We start from the raw sequence: 20,728 nt of genomic DNA, 5'->3' as shown, positions 1-20,728 counted from the left end.
AAAGTCTCCTTAAACGCCCAGCAAGGCGCTGAGCGTGGGCATCTTTCGTTCGAGCTCATCGGCGCCGAAGGCCTCGACGATGCGGCCGTGCTCCATCACGAAGAAGCGGTCCGCCAGCGGCGCGGCAAAGCGGAAGTTCTGCTCCACCATGACGATGGTGTAGCCGCGGCCGCGCAGCATGGCGATCATCTTCGCCAGCTTTTGCACGATCACGGGCGCCAGGCCTTCCGAGATCTCGTCGAGCAGCAGCACGCTGGCGCCAGTGCGCAGGATGCGGGCCACCGCCAGCATCTGCTGCTCGCCGCCCGACATGCGCGTGCCCTGGCTCTTGCGCCGCTCGTGCAGGTTGGGGAACATCTCGTAGATCTCGCCCAGCGTCATGGGCTCGCGCAGTCCGACCGCCCCCGGGGTGCAGGCGAATTGCGGCGGCAGCAGCAGGTTCTCCTCGCAGGACAGGCTGGCGAAGATGGCGCGCTCTTCCGGGCAGTAGCCCAGGCCCAGCGGTGCGATGCGGTGCGTCTTCATGCCGATGGTTTCCTGGCCGTGCACACGCACCGAACCCTTGCGCATGCCGACCAGGCCCATGATGGCGCGCAGCGTGGTGGTGCGTCCGGCGCCGTTGCGGCCGAGCAGCGTCACCACCTCGCCCGGGTTGACGGTCAGGTCCACGCCGTGAAGGATGTGCGACTCGCCATACCAGGCGTGCAGGCCGCGGAGTTCGAGGGCAGGGGAGGCCGTCCTTGTCATGATGCCTCCGCGTTCAGCGCCGCCGCGGCTGCGTGGCGGTCTTCGGGTTCGTCGGTGGTTCCCATATAGGCTTCCCTTACCTGCGGATTGCGTGAGATCTCGTCATAGGTCCCTTCTGCCAGCACCGCGCCGCGCTGCAGCACCGTGATGCGGTCCACGACGGACGACACCACGCTCATGTTGTGTTCCACCATCAGCACCGTCCGCCCCGCCGAAACGCGCTTGATCAGGGCGGTGACGGTCTCCACGTCTTCATGCCCCATGCCTTGCGTCGGTTCGTCCAGCAGCATCAGCTCCGGGTCGGTCGCGAGCGTGGTGGCGAGTTCCAGCGCGCGCTTGCGCCCGTAGGCCAGCTCCGCCGTGCCCAGGTGTGCGAAGCCGGCCAGGCCGACCGCATCCAGCAGTTCCATGGCGCGGCCGTCCAGCCGCGACAGGGAGCGCCTGCCACGCCAGAAATGCCAGGAGGTCCCGAGCCGGCGCTGCAGCGCGATGCGCACGTTCTCCAGCGCCGTCAGTTGCGGAAACACCGCCGAGATCTGGAACGAGCGGATCACCCCCATGCGGGCGATCTGGGCCGGCCGCAGCGCGGTGATGTCGGTGCCGTTGAAGTGGATCGAGCCTGATGAGGGCGCATGGAACTTCGTCAGCAGGTTGAAGCAGGTGGTCTTGCCGGCGCCGTTGGGGCCGATCAGCGCGTGGATCGAGCCCCGCCGCACGGACAGGCTGACATCGCTGACTGCGGTAAAGCCCTTGAACGCCTTGGTCAGTCCCTGCGTCTGCAGGATTACATCAGTGTCAGGCATGGCGCGCTCACTTCTTCACCAGGGGACATTCGCTGGCGGACAGCGGCCGGAAGGCTTCGTCGCCGGGGATCGTGCCGATGTACCTGACCAGGTCCCACGGGCCCTTGGACTCGGCCGGGGTCTTGGCCTGGGCCAGATACATGTCATGCACCATGCGGCCGTCGACACGCACCTTGCCATTGCGCACGAAGGCATCGCTGACGGGCAGCGCGCGCATCTTCTCCGCCACGGCCGGGCCTTCCACGGTCTTGGCGGCTTCCACCGCCTTCAGGTAATGCAGCACGCCTGAATAGACGCCGATCTGGCCATGCGTGGGATAGGCCTTGTGGCGCTTGTAGTAGCGCTCGACGAAGTCCTTCGACTTGCCATCCAGGTCGAGCTTGAACGGGTCGACATAGGTCAGCCCTTGCGCAGCGTTCAGGCCCAGGCTCTTGATATCGGTGATGAAGGTGGAGGGCGTGATCACCGTCTGGCCCGCCTTGATCAGGCCGAACTCGCCGGCTGCCTTGACCCCGTTGATCATGTCGTTGCCGGCGTTGGCCAGCACCACCACCTTGGCCTTGGAAGCCGAGGCGGCCACCACCGGGCTGCTGAAATCGCTGGCGTTGAGCGGATGCCGGGTGGCGCCCACGTTCTTGCCGCCGCCTGCGTCCACGGCCTTGCGGAAATCTGCCTCCAGCGACTGGCCGAAGGCGTAGTCCACGGTGATGTAGTACCAGCTGTTGCGGCCCTGTTCGATCATGCGCCGCACCAGCGGGTAAGACACCGAATACGTGTCCCAGGCCCAGTGGAAGCCGGTGGGCGAGCAGTTCTGGTTGGTCAGCGCCATGGCGCCGCCGGTCGAGACGATGTCGATCTTCTGCTTCTGCCGCGCCACCTCCTGCACCGCCAGCGCGGTCGACGAGTTGGGAAAGTCGATCACCATGTCGACGCCATCGGTATCGAACCAGCGGCGCGCCAGCGACGAGGCGATATCGGCCTTGTTCTGGTGATCGGCGGAAAGCACCGTCACAGGTTTGCCGAGGACCTTGCCGCCGAACTCTTCCACGGCCATCTGCGCGGCAAGCACGGAGCCCTTGCCGGAGAGGTCGGCATAGGAGCCGGACATGTCGGTGATGACGCCGATCTTTACGCCATTGGCGTCGGCCAGTGCGGGCGTGGCGGCGGCCAGGCCCAGCAGGGCGGAGGACGCAGCGAGGGTGCGGAGGATGCGAGAGGTGGACATCAGGGGCTCCAGGTTGTCTACGCGAAAGATTGGAATGGTTGCTGCGTCGGCAGACCGCGGCGCCATCGCTGCGCCGCGGGTAGCGCGGATAAACTCAGTATGCTGAATAGTTTGCCGGAAGAAAGGGCGGAGAGATCCGCCCTTCAGCTTCACCCGTAGTGCCGCTCAGGTGGCCAGATCGCGGCCGCGCGTCTCCGGCACGAACAGCATGCCGATGACAAAGGCCAGACCGGCGATGATCACCGGGTACCACAGGCCGAAGTAGACGTCGCCGCTGGCCACGTTCATGGCCGTGACCACGAAGGACAGCATGCCGCCGACCCAGCCCGCGCCGAGGTGGAAGGGCAGCGACAGCGAGGTGTAGCGCACCCGGGCCGGGAACAGTTCCACCATGAAGGCCGCCATCGGCCCGTACACCATCGCCAGGAACAGGATCGGGACCAGCAGCAGCACGAATACCATCGGCGTGTTGATCTTGGCGGGGTCCGCGCGCTCGGGCCAGCCGGCCGCCACCAGCGCGCTCTTGATGGCGTCGCGGTCAAAGCCCTGCAGCGTGCGATCCGCGATGCGTACTTCAGCCTGCGCCGGATTGCTGGCCGGCACGAAGGTGTAGCCCACGCCCAGGTCGGTCAGGTAGCCGCGGATCTTGTCGCAGGCGGACACCGGCTCGCCGAACAGGCGCGCCTTGCAGTCGCCGGCCGTCACCTGCACGGCGCCTTGCTGCTGGAACTGTTCGAGCGCCGGATTGGCATAGTGCGTCAGGCCCTTGAACACCGGCTGGATGCACACCGCCGCCAGCAGGCAGGCGGCCATCATGATGTACTTGCGGCCGATGCGGTCGGACAGCCAGCCGAACAGCAGGTAGCAGGGGGTGGCCACCACCAGCGCGATCCCGATCAGCATGTGGACCGTTTCGAGCGGCACGTGCAGCGTCTTGTTGAGGAAGAACATCGAGTAGAAGTGGCCGGTGCCGAAGATGGCGCCCAGGCCCGCCGCCACTACGAACAGCAGCAGCACCGACCTGAGGTTCTTCCAGTTGGTGAAACTCTCGCGGATCGGCGCCCTCGAGGTGGTGTTGGCAGCCTTCATCCGGGCAAAGACCGGCGATTCATGCAGCTTGCCGCGGATGTAGACCGAGATCACCAGCATCACAAGCGACACGATGAAGGGAATGCGCCAGCCCCAGTCACGGAACTCGGCCTCGGTCAGGAAGGTCTTGAGCAGGTAGACGACCAGCAACGAGGACAGCAGGCCCAGCGTTGCCGTGGTCTGCAGCGAACTGGTGTACAGCCCGCGCTTGTGCACAGGGGAGTGCTCGGCCACGTAGGTGACCGCGCCGCCGACCTCGCCGCCCAGCGCCAGGCCTTGCAGCAGCCGCAGCAACACCAGCAGCACCGTGGCGGTGATGCCGATCTGCTCATACGTGGGCAGCACGCCGACGCCGACGGTGGCAACACCCATCAGCAGGATGGTGACCAGGAAGGTGTACTTGCGCCCGATCAGGTCGCCCAGGCGGCCGAACAGCAGCGCGCCCACCGGCCGTATCAGGAAGCCTGCGCCGAAGGTGGCCAGGCTGGCCAGGAAGGCGGCAGTCTCATTGCCCTTGGGGAAGAACAGTGCGCCGAAATACACCGCCAGTGCGGCGTAGATGTAAAAGTCGTACCACTCCATCAGGGCGCCGAAGGAAGAGGCAAGGATGACCTTGCGCTCCTCGGCTGTCATGCCGGATGCGGGGGCGCGTGTCTCGCTGCGAGTCAGGCTGATCGTCATGGCGGGGGTCCCTTGGTCTAGCTATTGTCTCTATATGTCTGCTCGTCCCGGCGGTGCCGGCGCCGCTGGCCAGGGCCTGTCGGTCCCTCGCGCAGTGCAGCGCCGCATCCTTCCGGTGCATCAGTCAGTATGCTGATGAGAAACGCAGTATGCTGAGCAAAATGCGGGCCAGTCCACAATGTGCCGGAATGCCCGAAATCGCCTATTTAAATGGCCTTTTAATATCGTCAGCATACTGAGCATCTGAGCTCAGTGTACTGAGCACCTATGGTCATCGTTATAGGTGTTAACCCTCCGCGCCGTTTCTAGACTTTTGGAAATTCGCTGACTAGAATCCGAAACTAATCAGTGTACTGATCAATTGCATCGGTGCACACCGCATGCCATGCAGCACACGCCCGCAGCGAAGCGATTTCACCAATCAGGAGCCCCCACCAGCATGACCAAAGTGAAGAAGATCGCCCTCGAAGAGCATTTCATGACGCCGGGATTTCAGGCCTATTCCAAGGCGTTCACGCAGCATATTGATCCGGCGGTGTTTGCCGAGCTGGGCCGCCGCCTCGCCGATTTCGACGAGGACCGCCTTGCCGAGATGGACCGCGCCGGCATCGACATCACGGTGCTGTCGCAGACGGGTCCGGGCGTGCAGGGCGAGCCCGATGCCGGCCTCGCCGTGGCGCGGGCGCGCGAGAGCAATGACTTCCTGGCCGCGCAGATCGCACGCCACCCCACGCGCTTTGCCGGCTTTGCCGCGCTGCCCATGCACGACCCGGAACAGGCCGCGCGCGAGCTGGAACGCGCCGTGCGCGAGCTTGGCTTCAAGGGCTCGCTGGTGAACGGCCATACCCACGGGCGCTACTACGACGACCCGGCATACGATGCTTTCTGGGAGCGCATGCAGGCGCTGGACGTGCCCATGTACCTGCACCCGACCGACGCGCTGGTTCAGCCGCAGGTCCTGGCGGGCCACCCCGAGCTGACCGGCGCGGCGTGGGGCTGGGGCGTCGAGACCGCATCGCATGCGCTGCGGCTGCTGTTCGGCGGCGTGTTCGACCGCTTCCCGCGCCTGAAGCTCATCCTCGGCCATATGGGCGAGGGCCTGCCGTACCAGCGCTGGCGCTTCGACAGCCGCTTTGCGGTCTATTCGCACGGCGTCCGGCTGGAGCGCTCACCTTCGGAATACATCGGCACCAATATCGTCATCACCACTTCGGGGGTGTGTTCGCACGGTGCGCTGGCCGGTGCCATTGCCGAGCTCGGCGCTGAGGCCGTGATGTTCTCGGTCGACTATCCCTACGAATCCACCGAAGTCGCGGCGAAGTTCATCGAGGACGCGCCGCTCGACGACACCATGCGCGCGCTGGTCTGCCACGGCAACGCGCAACGCCTGCTCAAGCTGTAACCGTACAACCCGAGGACCCTCATGCAAAAAGTCTTTCGCATCGGCCAGATCGTTCCCAGCTCGAACACGACCATGGAAACCGAGATTCCCGCGATGCTGCTGGCGCGCCAGCAGATCCGTCCGGAGCGCTTCACCTTCCACTCCAGCCGCATGCGCATGAAGAAGGTGGTCAAGGAAGAGCTGGCCGCCATGGATGCCGAATCCGACCGCTGCGCGGTGGAACTTAGCGACGCCCGCGTCGACGTGCTCGGCTACGCCTGCCTGGTCGCCATCATGGCCATGGGCCACGGCTATCACCGCAAGTCGGAGCAGCGCCTGAAGGTCCACACCATCGAGAATGGCGGCGACGCGCCGGTGATCACCAGCGCCGGTGCGCTGGTGGATGCGCTGCGCGTGATCGGCGCGCGCCGCATCGCCGTGGTCGCGCCATACTTGAAGCCGTTGACCGAGCTTGTGGTGGATTACATCCGCAACGAAGGCTATGAGGTGGTGGACTACCGTGCGCTGGAGATTCCGGACAACCTTGAGGTCGGCCGCCACGATCCGGCGCGGCTGCCGGGCATCGTGTCGCAGATGAACCTGGCGGATGTCGATGCCATCGTGCTGTCGGCCTGCGTGCAGATGCCGTCGCTGCCGGCAGTGGCAAAGGTAGAGGCGATGACGGGTAGGCCGGTCATCACCGCGGCCATTGCCACGACCTACGCCATGCTCAAGGCGCTGGACCTGGAGCCGGTCGTGCCGGGCGCCGGCGCGCTGCTGTCGGGCGCCTACTGAGGGCTTGCCATGACCACCTTCCTTTATGGCGGGCATGTCCATGCCAACGGCATTCGCCAGCACTTCCTGCGCTATGGTGGAAACGACGGTGAACGCGCCGCGCGCGATCCCGTGATCATCGTGCCGGGCATCACCAGCCCGGCAATCACCTGGGGCTTCGTCGGCGAGCGCTTTGGCGCCAGCTTCGATACCTATGTGCTGGATGTGCGCGGGCGTGGCCTGTCGTCGGCCGAGGCCGGGATGGACTACAGCCTCGACGCCCAGGCCCGCGACGTGGTGGCCTTTGCCGAGGCACTTGGCCTGCGCCGCCACAGCGTGGTTGGCCATTCGATGGGCGCGCGCATCGGCGTGCGCGCCGCGGCGGGCCGGCCTGGCGGCCTGGCCAGACTGGTGCTGGTCGACCCGCCGGTGTCGGGGCCCGGGCGCCGCGCGTATCCTGCGCAACTGCCGTGGTATGTGGATTCCATCCGCCTGTCGCGCCAGGGCACCGATGTGGAAGGCATGCGCCGCTTTTGCCCGACCTGGACCGACGAGCAGCTGCGCCTGCGCGCCGAATGGCTGCATACCTGCAACGAAGACGCCGTGGTGCGCAGCTTTGAGGATTTCCATCGCGACGACATCCATGCGGATCTGCCCCGGGTCAAGGTGCCGACGCTGCTGATGACCGCCGGGCGTGGCGACGTGGTGCGCGCTGAAGACGTGGCGGAGATCCGCACGCTGCTGCCGGGGGTGCTGGTCAGCCACGTTGCCGGGGCCGGCCACATGATCCCGTGGGATGACGAAGCGGGCTTTTACGCGGCGTTTGGGGATTTCCTCGGCGCGCCGCTGACGCAATGACAAGCAAGGAGGCGACATGCCGGTAAGTGACCACCAGATGATCGAGGCCTGGCGCAAGGTGCTGAAGCTGTCGCGGCTGGAGCCGGGGCAGACCGTCACCATCCTGACCAGCGCCGCGACCCACCCGCAGACGCTCTCCACTGCGCTGATCGCCACGCAGGCGATGGGTGCCATCGTCAACCGGCTCGACCTGCCGCCCGTCAACGGCGAAAAGGCGCTGAGCCGCGACGCGCTGGCCTACCTGGGCACGACCCCGCTCACGGGCAACCGGGCCGCGATTGCCGCGCTCAGGGAAAGCGACCTGGTGCTGGACCTGATGACGCTGCTGTTCTCCCCCGAACAGCACGACATCCTGAAGGGCGGCACCAAAATCCTGCTGGCCGCCGAGCCGCCCGAGGTGCTGACGCGCCTGGTGCCTTGCGAGGCCGACCGCGAGCGCGTCAAGGCCGCCTCCGAGCGGCTGGCCCGCGCCAAGGAGATGCATGTGGTGTCGCCGGCCGGCACCGACCTGCGCTGCCCGCTGGGCGAGTTCCCGGCCATCAGCGAGTATGGCTTTGTCGACGAGCCCGGGCGCTGGGACCACTGGCCCAGCGGCTTCGCGCTGACCTGGCCCAACGAGGGCGCTGCCAATGGCACCATCGTGCTGGAGCGCGGCGACATCCTGCTGCCGCAGAAGACCTACGTCACCGAGCCGGTCATGCTGACGGTGGAGGGCGGCTTTGCCACGCGCATCGAAGGCGGCCTGCACGCCGAACTGCTGAGCGAGTACATGGCCTCCTTCAACGACCCGCAGGCCTATGCCATCTCGCATATCGGCTGGGGGCTGCAGCCGCGCGCGCACTGGTCCACGCTGGGGCTGTACGATCGCGAGGCCACCATCGGCATGGACGCGCGCGCGTTCGAGGGCAACTTCCTGTTCTCACTCGGCCCCAATAACGAAGCCGGCGGCAGCCGCACCACGGCCTGCCATATCGATATTCCCGTGCGCAACTGCACCGTGCGCCTGGACGGCGTGGATGTGGTGAGCCGCGGCAAGGTCATGGACGGGTTCCGCTACCCGGAGGAGAAGTAGCCATGCACAAGGAGATCGGCGCGTACCAGCGCCAGGGCTTCGGCAACGACCTGGAACTGGCGGGCCCGTTCGGGCTGCTGGTGGTCGATTTCGTCAACGGCTTTGCCGACCCGGAGGTGTTCGGCGGCGGCAATATCCGCGAGGCCATCGCCAACACCGTGCCGCTGCTGGCCGTGGCACGGCGCGAAGGCTGGGCGATTGCGCACAGCCGCATCGTCTTTGCGGACGATGGTTCGGACCACAACATCTTTTCCATGAAGGTGCCGAACATGCTGTCGCTGAAGGAGCGCGAACGCAACAGCGCCATCGTCGAAGAACTGGCGCCGCGGGTGGGCGAGCTGGTGGTGCGCAAGACCGTGCCGTCGGCGTTCTTCGGTACGTCGCTGGCCGCCTGGCTGACGCAGCGCGGCGTGCGCACGCTGGTGGTGGCCGGCGCGGTGACCAGCGGCTGCGTGCGCGCCAGCGTGGTGGACGCCATGCAGTACGGCTTGCGGCCGCTGGTGCTGTCGGATTGCGTCGGCGACCGCGCGCTTGGACCGCACCAGGCCAACCTGTTCGACATGGAGCAGAAATATGCGACGGTCACCACACGCGCGGAAGGGCTGGCGGCCATCGGGGTGCGCGAATGAGCGCTTGCATGAATCATCGGGACGGATAAAACAATGACATCGTCGATGGAACCGGATCATTCGGAAGGAGGGCGCGGCCAGGGCGTGGGAGCCCGGGTGGCGCGCAAGGAAGACGCCAGGCACCTGCACGGCAAGGGCCGCTTTGTCGCGGACATCGCCATGCCGGACCTGCAGGAGGTGGCCTTCCTGCGCAGCCCCGTGGCGCATGCCAGGCTGTTGTCCGTGACCAAGCCCGCGCGCCACGCGCAAGCGGTGATCGTGCGCGAGGACATGGCGGCGGCGCGGGACATCGTCGCGGATTCGGCGTTCCCGTCCTACCAGCCGTCGGCTCAGGCGCCGCTGGCCAGCGGCAAGGTGCGCTTTGTCGGCGAGCCCGTTGCCATGGCCTTTGCCCCCACGCGCGCCGAAGCCGAGGACATCGCCGAGCAGGTGGTGGCCGAGTTCGACGAGCTGCCCGCGCTGACGGACGTGGCGCAGGCCCGCCAGCTCGCAGGCGAGGTGCGCGTGCACGAACACTGGCGCGACAACACCTTCCTGACGCTGAATCTCGACAAGAACTTCGAGGCGCGCCAGCGCGAGGCCTCCGTCGTCGTTCACCGCAAGGTCAACCTGGCGCGCCAGTGCATGGTACCGATGGAGGGCAAGGCGGTGCTGGCCTACTGGGACCACCAGTTCGACCAGCTGGTGGTGTACAGCGCCACCCAGGTGCCGCATATGATCCGGACCATCCTGAGCCATTGCCTGGACCTGGACCAGGCGCGCGTGCGCGTGATCTCGCCGGACGTTGGCGGCGCCTTTGGCTACAAATGCGTGCTGCAGCAGGAAGAGCTCTGTATCGCCTGGCTGGCGCTGACCTACAAGCGGCCGTTCCGCTTTATCGAGGATCGGCGCGAGCACCTGACCGCCGGCGCCAACTCGCGCGAGCATCACTACGAGCTTACCGCCTTTGCCGACAAGCGCGGCCGCCTGCTGGCGCTGGACGCGAACATTGCCATCGACGGCGGTGCCTATTCGGTCTGGCCATTCACCATCGGGCTGGAGCCGGGGCAGGCGATCGGCAACCTGCCCGGTCCCTATGCCTTCGACGGATACCGCTGCGAGACTACCTGCGTGGCCACCAACAAGCCGGGTTTCGTGCCGTATCGCGGTGTGGCCCGGACCGGCGTCTGTTTCGCCATGGAGCTGATGATCGACGCGATCGCGCGCGAGGTGGGACGCGAGCCGTGGGAAGTGCGCGTTGAAAACCTGGTGCCGCCGCAGGCCATGCCTTACGTCAACGTGACCAACAAGCACTTCGACGGCGGCGACTACCCGGCCAGCGTGCGCCAGGCGATGGAGATGATCGACCTGCCCGCGATCCGCGCGCGGCAGCAGGCGGGTCCGCAGGGCAGCCGCTATGTCGGCGTGGGCTTTGGCACCTACACCGAGCAGTCGGCGCACGGCACTTCCGTGTTCGCGGCCTGGGGCACGCCGGTGATCCCCGGCTTCGACTCGGCGACGGTGCGCATCACGCCGGACGGCGGGCTGGAGGTGCGCGTCGGCGTGCACTCGCACGGGCAGGGCATGGAGACTACCTTCGCGCAGATTGCCCACGAGATCCTGGGCATCGACATCGGACGGATCAAGCTGGTGCACGGCGATACCGGACTCACGCCGTTCTCCACCGGTACCTATGCCTCGCGCTCGCTGGTGATGTCGGGCGGCGCGGTGTCGCGGGCGTGCAAGGCGCTGCTGCCGCGGCTGCAGAAGATTGGCGCGCATATGCTGGGGCAGCGGGTGGAGGCGGTAACGTTTGCAGCCGGCGCGGTTCGTGCGGGCGATGCCGACGCCATCGACATCGGCCGTATTGCCGACGCCTGGTACATCAATCCCCACCTGCTGCCGCCCGATGTGGATGCGCAAGGGCTGGAGGTCACCATGGGCTTCAAGCCCGCGGTCGACACCGGCAGCTTCACCTACGCCACGCATGCGGTCGCGGTGGAAGTCGACACCGATTCCGGCCATGTCGAGATCCTGGACTACGTGGTGGTGGAGGACTGCGGCACCATGATCAATCCGATGGTGGTCGAGGGCCAGACCTATGGCGGCGTGGCGCAGGGCATCGGCACCGCGATGTTCGAAGAGATGCGCTATGACGGCAACGGGCAGCCGCTGGCTTCCACGCTGGCGGACTACATGCTGCCCGGGCCGACCGAGATTCCGTCGATCCGCATCCATCATTTCGAGACGCCGTCGCCGCATACGGAATTCGGCGCCAAGGGCATGGGCGAGGGCGGTGCCATCGCACCGCCGGCGGCGATCTTCAACGCGGTGAACGACGCCTTGCGCGGCTTCGGCGTCGAACTTCAGGAGACGCCGCTGACCCCGAGAAAGATCCTTGAAGCGCTGGATGCGGCAGTGGCCGGCGCACAGAGCAAGAAGGCAGCCTGACCGATGAAAGCCGTCGCCTTTTCCTATCATGCGCCCGGCTCGCTGCCGGACGCGCTGGCCCGCCTTGGCGCGGGCACCGACGTGGCCAAGACCATGGGTGGAGGCCAGTCGCTCGGCCCGATGCTGAACCTGCGGCTGACCCGTCCTGACACGGTGGTCGATGTGTCGGGGCTGGCCGAACTGCGGCAAGTCGCGTCCACCCCCGATGGCATCCGCATCGGCGCCTGCGTGACCCATGCGCAGATCGAGGACGGCGTGTTCGCGCCGCTGCAGGGCACCATGCTGCAGGCCGTGGCGGGCGGCATTGCCTACCGCGCGATCCGCAACCGCGGCACCGTTGGCGGCAGCCTGGCCCATGCGGACCCGGCCGCGGACTGGGTCGTGGTGATGACCGCGCTGGGTGCGCGCATCGAGATTGCATCAGGCACCGGCACGCGCGAGGTGCCCATGGAAGCCTTCATGATCGGCGCCTACACCACGGTGCTGGCCGATGGCGAGCTGATCGCCGCCGTGCGCGTGCCGCACGCCACCGCGCACAGCCGCTGGGGCTACCAGAAGCTGTGCCGCAAGACCGGCGAGTTTGCCGAAGCCAGCTGCGCCGCGTACTTCGATGCCAGCCGCCGCTTCGCACGCATCGTGCTCGGCGCGCTGGACGGACCGCCGGTGGTGCTGCCCGGCCTCACGCGCGCGGTCGCCGCGCAAGGCGCCGCGGCGCTCACCGCCGGTGCCGTGGACGAAGCGGTGGCGCAGGCCGCGCCCGGCAAGGACGCCATCGACCGCAAGCTTTACCGTACCGTCGTGATGCGCTGCGTCACGCAAATGCTGAACTGAGGAGCGCCCGTGCAGACCATCGAATTCAATGTCAACGGCCGCCGGGTTTCCGGCGCGTGCGCGGACCGGACGCACCTGGGCGACTTCCTGCGCGACACGCACCGGCTGACCGGCACCCACCTCGGCTGCGAGCACGGCGTGTGCGGCGCCTGCACCGTGCTGCTCGACGACAAGCCGGTGCGTTCGTGCATCACCTTCGCGGCTGCCTGCCAGGGCGCCGACATCGTCACCGTCGAAGGCTACCAGGACGATGCCGTGATGGCCGGCCTGCGCGCGGCGTTCAACCAGCACCACGCGCTGCAGTGCGGCTTCTGCACGCCGGGCATGCTGGCGACCGCGCGCGACATCGTGCTGCGCCTGCCCGACGCCGACGACGCCACCATCCGTCACGAGCTGTCGGGCAACCTGTGTCGCTGCACCGGCTATATGGGAATCGTCGCCGCCATCCGCTCGGTGCTGGACGCACGCCGCGCGACAGCCGGCGTGATTGCGCGGCACGCCGCGGGCGCGGCGCCGGCCGAAGCGCCGTTCACCGGTTTTGCCGTTGCGGACGAAGCGCTCGGCACGCTGCCTCACCTGGCCGCGGGCACCGGCGTCGAGGCGGAACGGTCAGCCGACCGCAAGGGCTGGTCGCGCATCGAAGGCGGCTTCACCGTCCCCTATACGCTCGACGCGGTATGGGCCTTCATGGCCGACCTGCCGGCCGTGGCAGGCTGCCTGCCGGGTGCGGTGCTCACTGAAATGGAGGGGGAGAAGGTCAAGGGCCATATCGCCATCAAGTTCGGCCCGATGTCCGCCAGGTTCGAAGGCGCCGCGCGCCTGCAGCGCGACGACGCGAACAAGCGCGGCGTGCTGAAGGGGGCGGGGCAGGACTCGCTCAGCAATTCCAAGGCCGCGGGCGACATCGCCTACCAGCTGAAGGCGCTTGCCGCGCACGAGACCGAGGTTGCGGTCGACCTGCAGTATTCGCTGCAGGGGCCGCTGGCGCAGTTCTCGCGGTCGGGGCTGGTGCGCGATTTCGTGCGGCGCATGATTGCGGATTTCGGCAAGTCGGTGGCGCGCCGGATGGACCCGACGCTGAGCGATGCCGAACGCAACCAGGCGGTACGCCTCAATCCCGCGGCGATGTTCTTCGGCGTGCTGTGGGAGCGGGTCAAACGGTGGTTCGGCGCCCGCTGAACCCGCCCTCCGGGCTGTCGCAACCCTTGCCCGCGTCAGCCCGGATGCACTACAACCAGTAGTGCGGTGGCAGTGGTCTTGCCGCCATTGGAGATCGCATGTGCGACATCGGCCGCATAGCGCGCGGTCTCGCCGTGCCTCAGCTTCTTTTCATCGGCACCCGCGCGCACTGTCATCGATCCGCTCAGCACAGACAGGTGTTCCTGGGTGCCGGCCTCGTGTGGCTCGGAGGCCAGCACGCCGCCGGCCTGGATGGTCAGCTCATACCACTCGAAGCGCCCGGCCAGGTCGATCGGGCCCAGGATGCGCAGGTCGCAGCGGGTATCAGGGCTTTTCAGCGACGGGATCGCGTGCGGCTGGACCACGGTGATGCCGCCGGCGGGGCGCTCAGCGGCGCCTCCGGCGAGGAAGTCCGTCAGGTTCACCCCAAGCGCATTGGCCAGGCGCCACAGCACCGCCACAGTGGGGTTGGCCAGGTTGCGTTCGATCTGCGACAGCATCGACTTGGAAACCCCGGCACGGCGCGACAGTTCATCGAGCGACAGCCGTTGCTGCTGGCGCAGCGCCTGCAGCGCCATGCCGACGGCGGGCGGGCCATCGGCCTGCGGGGTCTGGGCGAGGGCTTGCGTCATGGATTAATGTTCGTTATATTGCGCAAAATGTTCGATATACAGAACGTGTTCGATTTATCGATCGAATCCTAGCATATCCCTCGCACACCAACGGGAGCCAAGCCATGTCGAATGCCGAGGCATTCTATGCATCCATCCGTACCGAACTCGAAAGCATCCGCGCGGCGGGGCTGTTCAAGAACGAGCGCGTGATCGCCACGCCGCAGGGTGCGCGGGTGCGCACCACCGACGGCCGCGAGGTCATCAACCTGTGCGCCAACAACTACCTTGGCTTGTCGTCGCACCCGCAGGTGATCGAGGCCGCGCATGAAGCGCTGCGCACGCATGGCTTCGGGCTGAGCTCGGTGCGCTTTATCTGCGGCACGCAAGACCTGCACAAGACGCTGGAGGCGCGGCTGTCGGCCTTCCTCGGCACCGAGGACACCATCCTCTATGGCTCGGCCTTCGATGCCAATGGCGGTTTGTTCGAAACGCTGCTGGGCGCGGAAGACGCGGTCATCAGCGATGCGCTCAACCATGCCTCGATCATCGACGGCATCCGCCTGTCCAAGGCGCGCCGCTACCGCTACCAGCACAACGACATGGACGACCTGCGCGTGCAACTGGAGCAGGCGCGGGCCGACGGCGCGCGCTACACGCTGGTGTTTTCCGACGGCGTGTTCTCGATGGACGGCACCGTGGCGCGGCTCGACGAGATGCGCGCGATCTGCGACGAGTACGGCGCGCTGCTGGGCATAGATGAATGCCATGCCACCGGTTTCATGGGCCAGCGCGGGCGCGGCACGCATGAGGCGCGCGGCGTGTTCGGCAAGATCGACATCATTACCGGCACGCTGGGCAAGGCGCTGGGTGGCGCCTCCGGCGGCTTCACCAGCGCGCGCAAGGAAGTGGTGGCACTGCTGCGCCAGCGTTCGCGGCCGTATTTGTTCTCCAACACCGTGGCGCCGGCCATCGTGGGCGCGTCGATCGCGGTGCTCGATATCCTGGAAGCCAGCACCGAGCTGCGCGACCGGCTGGAGGGCAATACCAGGTTCTTCCGCGCGGGACTGGACCGGTTGGGCTTCGACGTCAAGGCGGGCGACCACCCGATCATCCCGATCATGGTCTACGACGCCGACAAGGCGCAGCAACTGGCGCAGCGCCTGCTGGAGCTGGGCGTGTACGTGGTCGGCTTCTTCTACCCGGTGGTACCCAAGGGCCAGGCGCGCATCCGCGTGCAGATGAGCGCGCTGCATGACGAGGCCGCGCTGCAGGCGGCGCTGGATGCCTTCGGCCAGGCTGGCCGTGAACTGGGGCTGATCTGATGGAAGCTGGCAAACCGAAGATCCTGATTGTCGGCGCCAACGGCCAGATCGGGTCTGAACTGGCACTGGCGCTGGCCGAGCGCTACGGGCGCACCAACGTGATCACCTCCGACGTGGTGCCCACCGGCCGCCATGTGCACCTGACGCACGAGATGCTCAACGCCACCGACCGCGGCGAGCTGGCCACCGTGGTCGAGCGCCATGGCATCACCCAGGTCTACCTGCTGGCCGCCGCGCTGTCCGCCACCGGCGAAAAGGCGCCACAGTGGGCCTGGAACCTCAATATGACCAGCCTGCTCAATGTGCTGGAGCTGGCGCGGCAGACCGGGCTGGAGCGGGTGTTCTGGCCAAGCTCGATTGCAGCCTTCGGCCCGACCACGCCTGCCGGACAGACACCGCAGAAGACCGTGATGGAGCCCACCACGGTCTACGGCATCTCCAAGCAGGCGGGCGAGGGTTGGTGCCGCTGGTATCACGCCAACCACGGCGTGGATGTGCGCAGCGTGCGCTATCCGGGCCTGATCTCGCACAAGACGCCACCCGGCGGCGGCACCACCGACTATGCGGTCGACATCTTCCATGCGGCGGTGACGGGCGAGCCCTACACCTGCTTCCTGAAGGAAGACGAAGCCCTGCCGATGATGTATATGCCCGATGCGATCCGCGCCACCATCGAACTGATGGAAGCCCCGGCGGACAAGCTGAGCGAGCGCGGCAGCTACAACATCGCCGGCATGAGCTTCACGCCCGCGCAGATCGCCGCGGCCATCCGCGAGCAGGTGCCGGGCTTCCAGATCCGCTATGAACCCGACTATCGCCAGGCGATTGCGCAGGGCTGGCCGGATTCGATCGATGATTCGGTCGCGCGCGCGGACTGGGGGTGGAAGGCCCAGTATGGACTGAAGGAGATGGTCGCGGACATGCTTGCCAACCTGAAGGCCACGCTGGCGGGCTGAAGCGCTATGGCCCCAATGGGAAGCGCGTGCGCGCAGTGGCTCACGGGATCAGGCCGCGCGCGCGCCCCAGAGCCACCGCTTCCGTACGGCTTTGCGCGCCCAGCTTGGCATGGATGCGGCGCAGGTGCGACTTGACGGTCAGCTCGGACAGGAACAGCTTCTGCGCGATCACCCGATTGCGGTAACCCGCGGACAGCATGCGCAGCACTTCCAGTTCGCGCCCGGTCAGCGGGTCGGGCTGGTGCGCCGGTTCCGCCGGCGGTTCTGCGGCCGGCTTGGTCGAGCCTGCGTCGGTACGCCGCTCGAGCAGGCTGGCGACAAAGGGCTCGGCCACGCCAAGCGCTGCTGCCTGTGCCAGATGGACACCTGCCCAGGCCCGCAGCAGCACGGCAACGCGTTCGCCTTCTTCCAGGAAGGAGCGCAGGAAGCCTTCATGGCTGGCCAGGCGCAGGGCTTCGGTCATTTCCTGCAGGGCGGCATCGCGCTGCTGCATGCCGTCGAGCGCGGTGGCGCGCAGGACGCGCAGCCGGATCAGGCGCCAGTAGCGCTGGCGTGCCAGTGCGGCGTCGATGGCGGCATCCAGCGCGGACAGCGCCGGCGCGATATTGCCGCGCGCTATGTCGAGCCGGCAGCGCGCGATGGAAGGCCGGTCGATGTCGTTGGCATGGCCGGTGGCGTCCAGCGCTTCCCAGCCGCCGTACAGGTCGGCCGCCTGCAACGCCTGCGATGCGGTTTCCAGCTTGCCTTCCAGCGTGGCGACGCGGGCCCGCTCCAGCCAGGCCGAGCACACGATGCGCGCGGTGCCGGACTGCTGTCCCAGTTGCTCCAGTTCAGCCAGGCGCTGCAGCCACTGGCCGCGGTCGCCGCGCGCCAGCGCAAGCCGCGCGCTCAGCACGTGACAGGCGATCAGCGAATCGGGCGGGCCGTTGCCCTTGCTATAGGGCAGCGCATTGGCCAGCAGGCGCCCGGCCTCTTCCAGCGCATCGTGCTCATACAGCGCCAGTGCCCAGAACACGTCGCTGCCCGGGCTGTCGCCGGACGCGGCGCGCAGGCGCGCCAGCGCGTTGCCCAGGCGCCCCTGCACCAGGTCGATCACGCCCTCCAGCGTGTCGCTGAGGCTGCGTACCGGCTGGGGCTGCTGCGCGCGCAGCGTCGCCCGCGACAGCACGCTGCGCGCTTCGTCGTAGCGGTGCGTGCAGATCAGCGCGTAGGCCAGCGAATTGGCCAGGATGCGGTACTGGAAGGGCTCGTCGGGCGCCAGGCGGCGCAGGTGCGCGCCGGCGGCATCGCGGCAGGCCTCGACCTGGTCGGTCATGGCCAGCAGCACGCAGTGGATGGTCTGTGCTTCCACCCCCAGGCGCGCACGCTGGTTGTCGTCGCCGGGTTGCTCAAGTTCGGGCTGGAATGACGCCAGTGCGGCCATGGCTTCGGCGTGGCGCCGATTGAGCAGCAGCACCCACGCGCGCGTCAGCGCCAGCGCCGGTTGCCGCGCCAGCGTTGCGGGATGGATCTGCTCGAACCAGCGCAACAGCAGGCGCACCCGGCCCGTGCCCAGCAGCGAGTCGGACTGGCTGGCAATGGCGCTGAGCGCCTCGTCATGACGGCCCGCCTGCAGCAGGTGGTCCACTGCGGGGATCGGGTAGCCGTGCTCCAGGTACCAGTGCGCGGCGGCCAGGTGCAGCGGCGCGACCCGCTCCGGCGCCTGCACGGCCAGCCGGTGCTGCAGGAAGCTGGCAAAGAGCCGATGGTAGCGGTACCACGTGCGTTCGGCATCGAGCGGGAACAGCAGCAGGTTGGCGCGTTCGAGGTGATCCAGCATCGCGCGCGCGTCGGCGCGGCCGGTGAGGGCGTCGCATAGCGGCGCGCTCAGCTGCCCCAGCACGCTGGTTTCCAGCAGGAAGGCGCGGCACGCGTCGGACTGCCGCGCCAGGATGTCCTCGGCGAGGAATTCGCCCAGCTCCAGGTGAGTGCTGGAAAACACCGCGACGAAGGCGGCGTGGTCGCTGCACTGTTGCAGCGACAGCGCGGCCAGGTATATCGCGGTGGCCCAGCCTTCGGTGCGGCGATGCAGCGTGGCGATGTCGCTGTCGCGCAGCGGCAGGCCGCAGCGGCTGCGCAGCAGCTGCGCGGCCTCGTCGACGGAAAAATGCAGGGCGGCGGGCGGGATCTCCAGCAACTGCCCGCGCGCGCGCAGCCGGCCCAGGCCGATTTCCGGCGCGGTGCGCGAGCCGATCACCAGTATGCCGCAGGGCGGCATCGCCTCGATCAGCTGCTGCACCAGGTCCAGCGCCGGCAGGCTCTGCAAGGTCTCGAAATCATCCAGCATGATCGCGAACGGCTGCGCCGTGGCGCCCACCAGCCCCAGGATGCGCTGCGCCAGGCGCGGTCCGCTGGCCGGCTCCGGCGCTGCCGCGCCGCGCCGCTTGCCGCCGCGCAGCGCGTCCAGGCCGGCGTCCAGGTGGACCAGCAGCCGTTGCAGGTCATTGTCGCCCGCATCCAGGCGCAGCCACACCGTGGCTTGCTGCTGCGCTGCGCAATGCTCCGCGTATTGCTGCATCAGCGTGGTCTTGCCAAAGCCGGCCGCGGCCCGCACCAGGATCACGCGCGCAGCGCGGTCCTGCGCCATGCGCGCGACCAGGTGCGGCCGGCCGATCGTGGCGGGGTGCGCCACGGGGGGCGCGAGCTTGGAGGCGAGCACCGTCGGCAGCGGGCCGCCGCTCACGGCGTGGTTGGCAAAGGGATGCAATGCACTCTCCTGGGGGCGATGCCCGTCACCGCCACCCTGGCCCGCCTGTGGCAGACAAGATCATAAGTGCTGTATTGGGAATATTTTGGCGGGAGGGCATCAGGTCCGGGCGATTGTTCCACGGCCCTGAGTGTTGCGTCCTAGTTCGTTTGGACGATTCTGCCGGCTTGCCGAATTTCCTCCCTTCGATGGACGACAGCGGTGCCCGAGCCTCCTACATTGACCCGCACGCGCTTCCGGCAGCGGCCCGCAGAGGCTGGCCGGGTATGACACGGCGGGATGCCGGCACGGCAAGAGGCCGGCTGCCGGAGACGAGACACAGGAGACAAGGTATGCAGCAAGGCAGGCGCAGGGTTCTGCAGCAAATGGGTCTGGGCGTCGCGGGTGCGGCGCTGGCAGGGGTTGGGCTGGGTGCGCGCGCGCAGGGTGGTGCGGGGGTGGATTTCCCGGCACGCACGGTGCGCGTCGTGATGCCATACGCCGCGGGCGGGACCGGCGACGTGGTCGCGCGCATGGTCGCGGACGGCCTGGCCAAGGCATGGGGCAAGGCCGTGGTGGTGGACAACCGGCCGGGTGCCGGCGGCATGATCGGCGCGGACATGGTGGCCAAGGCAGAGCCGGACGGCTATACGCTGTTGTTCGCGCTGACCGGCCTGGTCCAGGCGCCGCTGCTGTACAGCAAGGCAAACTACAACGCAGTGCGTGACTTCGCGCCGATCTCTGAGCTGGCGACCTCCAACCTGGCGCTGGTGGTGCAGCCCGACGTGCCGGCGGCCAACGTGAAGCAACTGATCGACTACATCCGCAAGCTGGGCAAGCCGCTGCCGTATGGCAGCTACGGGCTGGGTTCCAGCGGGCATCTGCAGATGGAGGTCTTCGGCCGCAACGCCAGGGTTGAACTGACCCACGTGCCCTACAAGGGCGAGGGCCCGCTGGTCAACGACCTGCTTGGCGGACAACTGCCCGCCGGCGTCGTGGCCGCGGTCACCGCGCGCACGCATGCGCGCGCCGGCAAGCTCAAGGTGGTCGCCGTGGCCGGGCAGTCGCGCTCGCCGCTGCTGCCGGAGGTGCCGACCTTCCAGGAGGCGGGCGTGCCCGGGCTGGAGCGCCAGGGCTGGCTGGGCCTGTTCGCGCCGGCGGCGACGCCGCGCGCCGTGGTCGACAAGGTGTCCGCCGACGTCAACCGCGTGCTGGCCAACCCCGAGCTGCACACACGGCTGGTCGATCTCGGCATCATCGTCAAGGGAAGCTCGCCCGCGGCCTTTGCCGATGTCGTGAAGGTGGAGCAGACCTACTGGGCTGAAGCGATCCGGGCGTCCAATATCCGCCTGGACTGATGCGGCCCCGGCAGGGCATGGCGGCAGGCAGGGCCGGCTGGTGCGGGCGCCTGC

General features: G+C 67.7%; 17 protein-coding genes. 11 read left to right on the top strand and 6 right to left on the bottom strand.

Annotated elements, in window-relative coordinates; translation table 11 throughout:
• Positions 1-9: 9 nt before the first annotated feature.
• From AC3WRR_RS25965 to AC3WRR_RS25950, 4 genes are all read right to left on the bottom strand, one after another.
• The gene (locus tag AC3WRR_RS25965; protein ID WP_010813506.1) at positions 10-747 is read right to left on the bottom strand and encodes an ABC transporter ATP-binding protein; all 738 of its coding nucleotides are present in this window, start codon (positions 745-747) and stop codon (positions 10-12) included.
• Positions 744-1,550 (bottom strand): ABC transporter ATP-binding protein, encoded by an 807-nt coding sequence (locus AC3WRR_RS25960; protein WP_058698595.1) that lies wholly within the window; start codon positions 1,548-1,550, stop codon positions 744-746. The genes AC3WRR_RS25965 and AC3WRR_RS25960 overlap by 4 nt, the downstream gene beginning before the upstream one ends.
• A gap of 7 nt (positions 1,551-1,557) precedes the next feature.
• Entirely contained in the window at positions 1,558-2,775 is a 1,218-nt protein-coding gene (locus tag AC3WRR_RS25955) for an ABC transporter substrate-binding protein (protein ID WP_058698605.1), read from the bottom strand.
• A 165-nt stretch (positions 2,776-2,940) separates the two neighbouring features.
• Positions 2,941-4,545 (bottom strand): MFS transporter, encoded by a 1,605-nt coding sequence (locus tag AC3WRR_RS25950; RefSeq protein WP_010813503.1) that lies wholly within the window; start codon positions 4,543-4,545, stop codon positions 2,941-2,943.
• 439 nt (positions 4,546-4,984) lie between these two features.
• Here AC3WRR_RS25950 and AC3WRR_RS25945 point away from each other — a divergent pair, with 439 nt between their 5' ends.
• Genes AC3WRR_RS25945 through AC3WRR_RS25910 form a run of 8 tightly spaced genes read left to right on the top strand, consistent with a single transcriptional unit; the run spans position 4,985 to position 13,699 of the window.
• Positions 4,985-5,947 (top strand): amidohydrolase family protein, encoded by a 963-nt coding sequence (locus AC3WRR_RS25945; RefSeq protein WP_010813502.1) that lies wholly within the window; start codon positions 4,985-4,987, stop codon positions 5,945-5,947.
• 21 nt (positions 5,948-5,968) lie between these two features.
• Positions 5,969-6,721 (top strand): maleate cis-trans isomerase family protein, encoded by a 753-nt coding sequence (locus AC3WRR_RS25940; RefSeq protein ID WP_492298534.1) that lies wholly within the window; start codon positions 5,969-5,971, stop codon positions 6,719-6,721.
• Positions 6,722-6,730: 9 nt separating this feature from the next.
• Entirely contained in the window at positions 6,731-7,558 is an 828-nt protein-coding gene (locus tag AC3WRR_RS25935) for an alpha/beta fold hydrolase (protein WP_062804643.1), read from the top strand.
• Between the two features lie 16 nt (positions 7,559-7,574).
• Positions 7,575-8,630, top strand: a complete 1,056-nt coding sequence (locus AC3WRR_RS25930) for a 2,5-dihydroxypyridine 5,6-dioxygenase NicX family protein (protein WP_010813499.1) — start codon at positions 7,575-7,577, stop codon at positions 8,628-8,630.
• A 2-nt stretch (positions 8,631-8,632) separates the two neighbouring features.
• A complete protein-coding gene (locus AC3WRR_RS25925) occupies positions 8,633-9,259 on the top strand; it encodes an N-carbamoylsarcosine amidohydrolase (RefSeq protein ID WP_010813498.1) in 627 nt (208 codons plus the stop codon).
• A 33-nt stretch (positions 9,260-9,292) separates the two neighbouring features.
• Positions 9,293-11,689 carry a xanthine dehydrogenase family protein molybdopterin-binding subunit gene (locus AC3WRR_RS25920; protein ID WP_492298532.1) on the top strand — a complete coding sequence of 799 codons (2,397 nt, stop codon included), beginning with the start codon at positions 9,293-9,295 and terminating at the stop codon, positions 11,687-11,689.
• A 3-nt stretch (positions 11,690-11,692) separates the two neighbouring features.
• Complete coding sequence (locus tag AC3WRR_RS25915; protein ID WP_010813496.1) at positions 11,693-12,520, top strand: FAD binding domain-containing protein; 828 nt, start codon at positions 11,693-11,695, stop codon at positions 12,518-12,520.
• Between the two features lie 9 nt (positions 12,521-12,529).
• Positions 12,530-13,699, top strand: coding sequence for a xanthine dehydrogenase family Fe-S subunit (locus AC3WRR_RS25910; RefSeq protein ID WP_454749140.1), 1,170 nt, complete (start codon positions 12,530-12,532; stop codon positions 13,697-13,699).
• 35 nt (positions 13,700-13,734) lie between these two features.
• Here the strand turns inward: AC3WRR_RS25910 and AC3WRR_RS25905 are convergent, their stop codons facing one another.
• Positions 13,735-14,331, bottom strand: a complete 597-nt coding sequence (locus tag AC3WRR_RS25905) for a helix-turn-helix domain-containing protein (RefSeq protein WP_010813494.1) — start codon at positions 14,329-14,331, stop codon at positions 13,735-13,737.
• Positions 14,332-14,435: 104 nt separating this feature from the next.
• On the opposite strand from AC3WRR_RS25905, the gene kbl reads away from it, so the two are divergent.
• Complete coding sequence (gene kbl / locus AC3WRR_RS25900; protein ID WP_010813493.1) at positions 14,436-15,635, top strand: glycine C-acetyltransferase; 1,200 nt, start codon at positions 14,436-14,438, stop codon at positions 15,633-15,635.
• Positions 15,635-16,591: an L-threonine 3-dehydrogenase gene (locus tag AC3WRR_RS25895; RefSeq protein ID WP_010813492.1), complete on the top strand. Its 957-nt coding sequence runs from the start codon at positions 15,635-15,637 to the stop codon at positions 16,589-16,591. The genes kbl and AC3WRR_RS25895 overlap by 1 nt, the downstream gene beginning before the upstream one ends.
• 40 nt (positions 16,592-16,631) lie before the next feature.
• Here the strand turns inward: AC3WRR_RS25895 and AC3WRR_RS25890 are convergent, their stop codons facing one another.
• Complete coding sequence (locus AC3WRR_RS25890) at positions 16,632-19,337, bottom strand: winged helix-turn-helix domain-containing protein (RefSeq protein WP_492298530.1); 2,706 nt, start codon at positions 19,335-19,337, stop codon at positions 16,632-16,634.
• Between the two features lie 332 nt (positions 19,338-19,669).
• On the opposite strand from AC3WRR_RS25890, the gene AC3WRR_RS25885 reads away from it, so the two are divergent.
• Positions 19,670-20,674 carry a Bug family tripartite tricarboxylate transporter substrate binding protein gene (locus AC3WRR_RS25885; protein ID WP_492298529.1) on the top strand — a complete coding sequence of 335 codons (1,005 nt, stop codon included), beginning with the start codon at positions 19,670-19,672 and terminating at the stop codon, positions 20,672-20,674.
• Positions 20,675-20,728: the final 54 nt, after the last annotated feature.

The sequence above is a fragment of the Cupriavidus sp. FW305-3-2-15-C-LB2 genome, from assembly GCF_058787575.1.
This window is presented reverse-complemented; position numbering and strand designations above follow the sequence as displayed.

Bases quoted from the DNA above. Each gene is read 5' to 3' on its own strand.
- AC3WRR_RS25905 (WP_010813494.1), bottom strand. From the start codon at position 14,331: ATGACGCAAGCCCTCGCCCAGACCCCGCAGGCCGATGGCCCGCCCGCC.
- AC3WRR_RS25920 (WP_492298532.1), top strand. From the start codon at position 9,293: ATGACATCGTCGATGGAACCGGATCATTCGGAAGGAGGGCGCGGCCAG.
- AC3WRR_RS25950 (WP_010813503.1), bottom strand. From the start codon at position 4,545: ATGACGATCAGCCTGACTCGCAGCGAGACACGCGCCCCCGCATCCGGC.
- AC3WRR_RS25895 (WP_010813492.1), top strand. From the start codon at position 15,635: ATGGAAGCTGGCAAACCGAAGATCCTGATTGTCGGCGCCAACGGCCAG.
- AC3WRR_RS25925 (WP_010813498.1), top strand. From the start codon at position 8,633: ATGCACAAGGAGATCGGCGCGTACCAGCGCCAGGGCTTCGGCAACGAC.
- AC3WRR_RS25960 (WP_058698595.1), bottom strand. From the start codon at position 1,550: ATGCCTGACACTGATGTAATCCTGCAGACGCAGGGACTGACCAAGGCG.
- AC3WRR_RS25885 (WP_492298529.1), top strand. From the start codon at position 19,670: ATGCAGCAAGGCAGGCGCAGGGTTCTGCAGCAAATGGGTCTGGGCGTC.
- AC3WRR_RS25965 (WP_010813506.1), bottom strand. From the start codon at position 747: ATGACAAGGACGGCCTCCCCTGCCCTCGAACTCCGCGGCCTGCACGCC.
- AC3WRR_RS25935 (WP_062804643.1), top strand. From the start codon at position 6,731: ATGACCACCTTCCTTTATGGCGGGCATGTCCATGCCAACGGCATTCGC.
- AC3WRR_RS25940 (WP_492298534.1), top strand. From the start codon at position 5,969: ATGCAAAAAGTCTTTCGCATCGGCCAGATCGTTCCCAGCTCGAACACG.
- AC3WRR_RS25915 (WP_010813496.1), top strand. From the start codon at position 11,693: ATGAAAGCCGTCGCCTTTTCCTATCATGCGCCCGGCTCGCTGCCGGAC.
- AC3WRR_RS25930 (WP_010813499.1), top strand. From the start codon at position 7,575: ATGCCGGTAAGTGACCACCAGATGATCGAGGCCTGGCGCAAGGTGCTG.
- AC3WRR_RS25945 (WP_010813502.1), top strand. From the start codon at position 4,985: ATGACCAAAGTGAAGAAGATCGCCCTCGAAGAGCATTTCATGACGCCG.
- AC3WRR_RS25955 (WP_058698605.1), bottom strand. From the start codon at position 2,775: ATGTCCACCTCTCGCATCCTCCGCACCCTCGCTGCGTCCTCCGCCCTG.
- kbl (WP_010813493.1), top strand. From the start codon at position 14,436: ATGTCGAATGCCGAGGCATTCTATGCATCCATCCGTACCGAACTCGAA.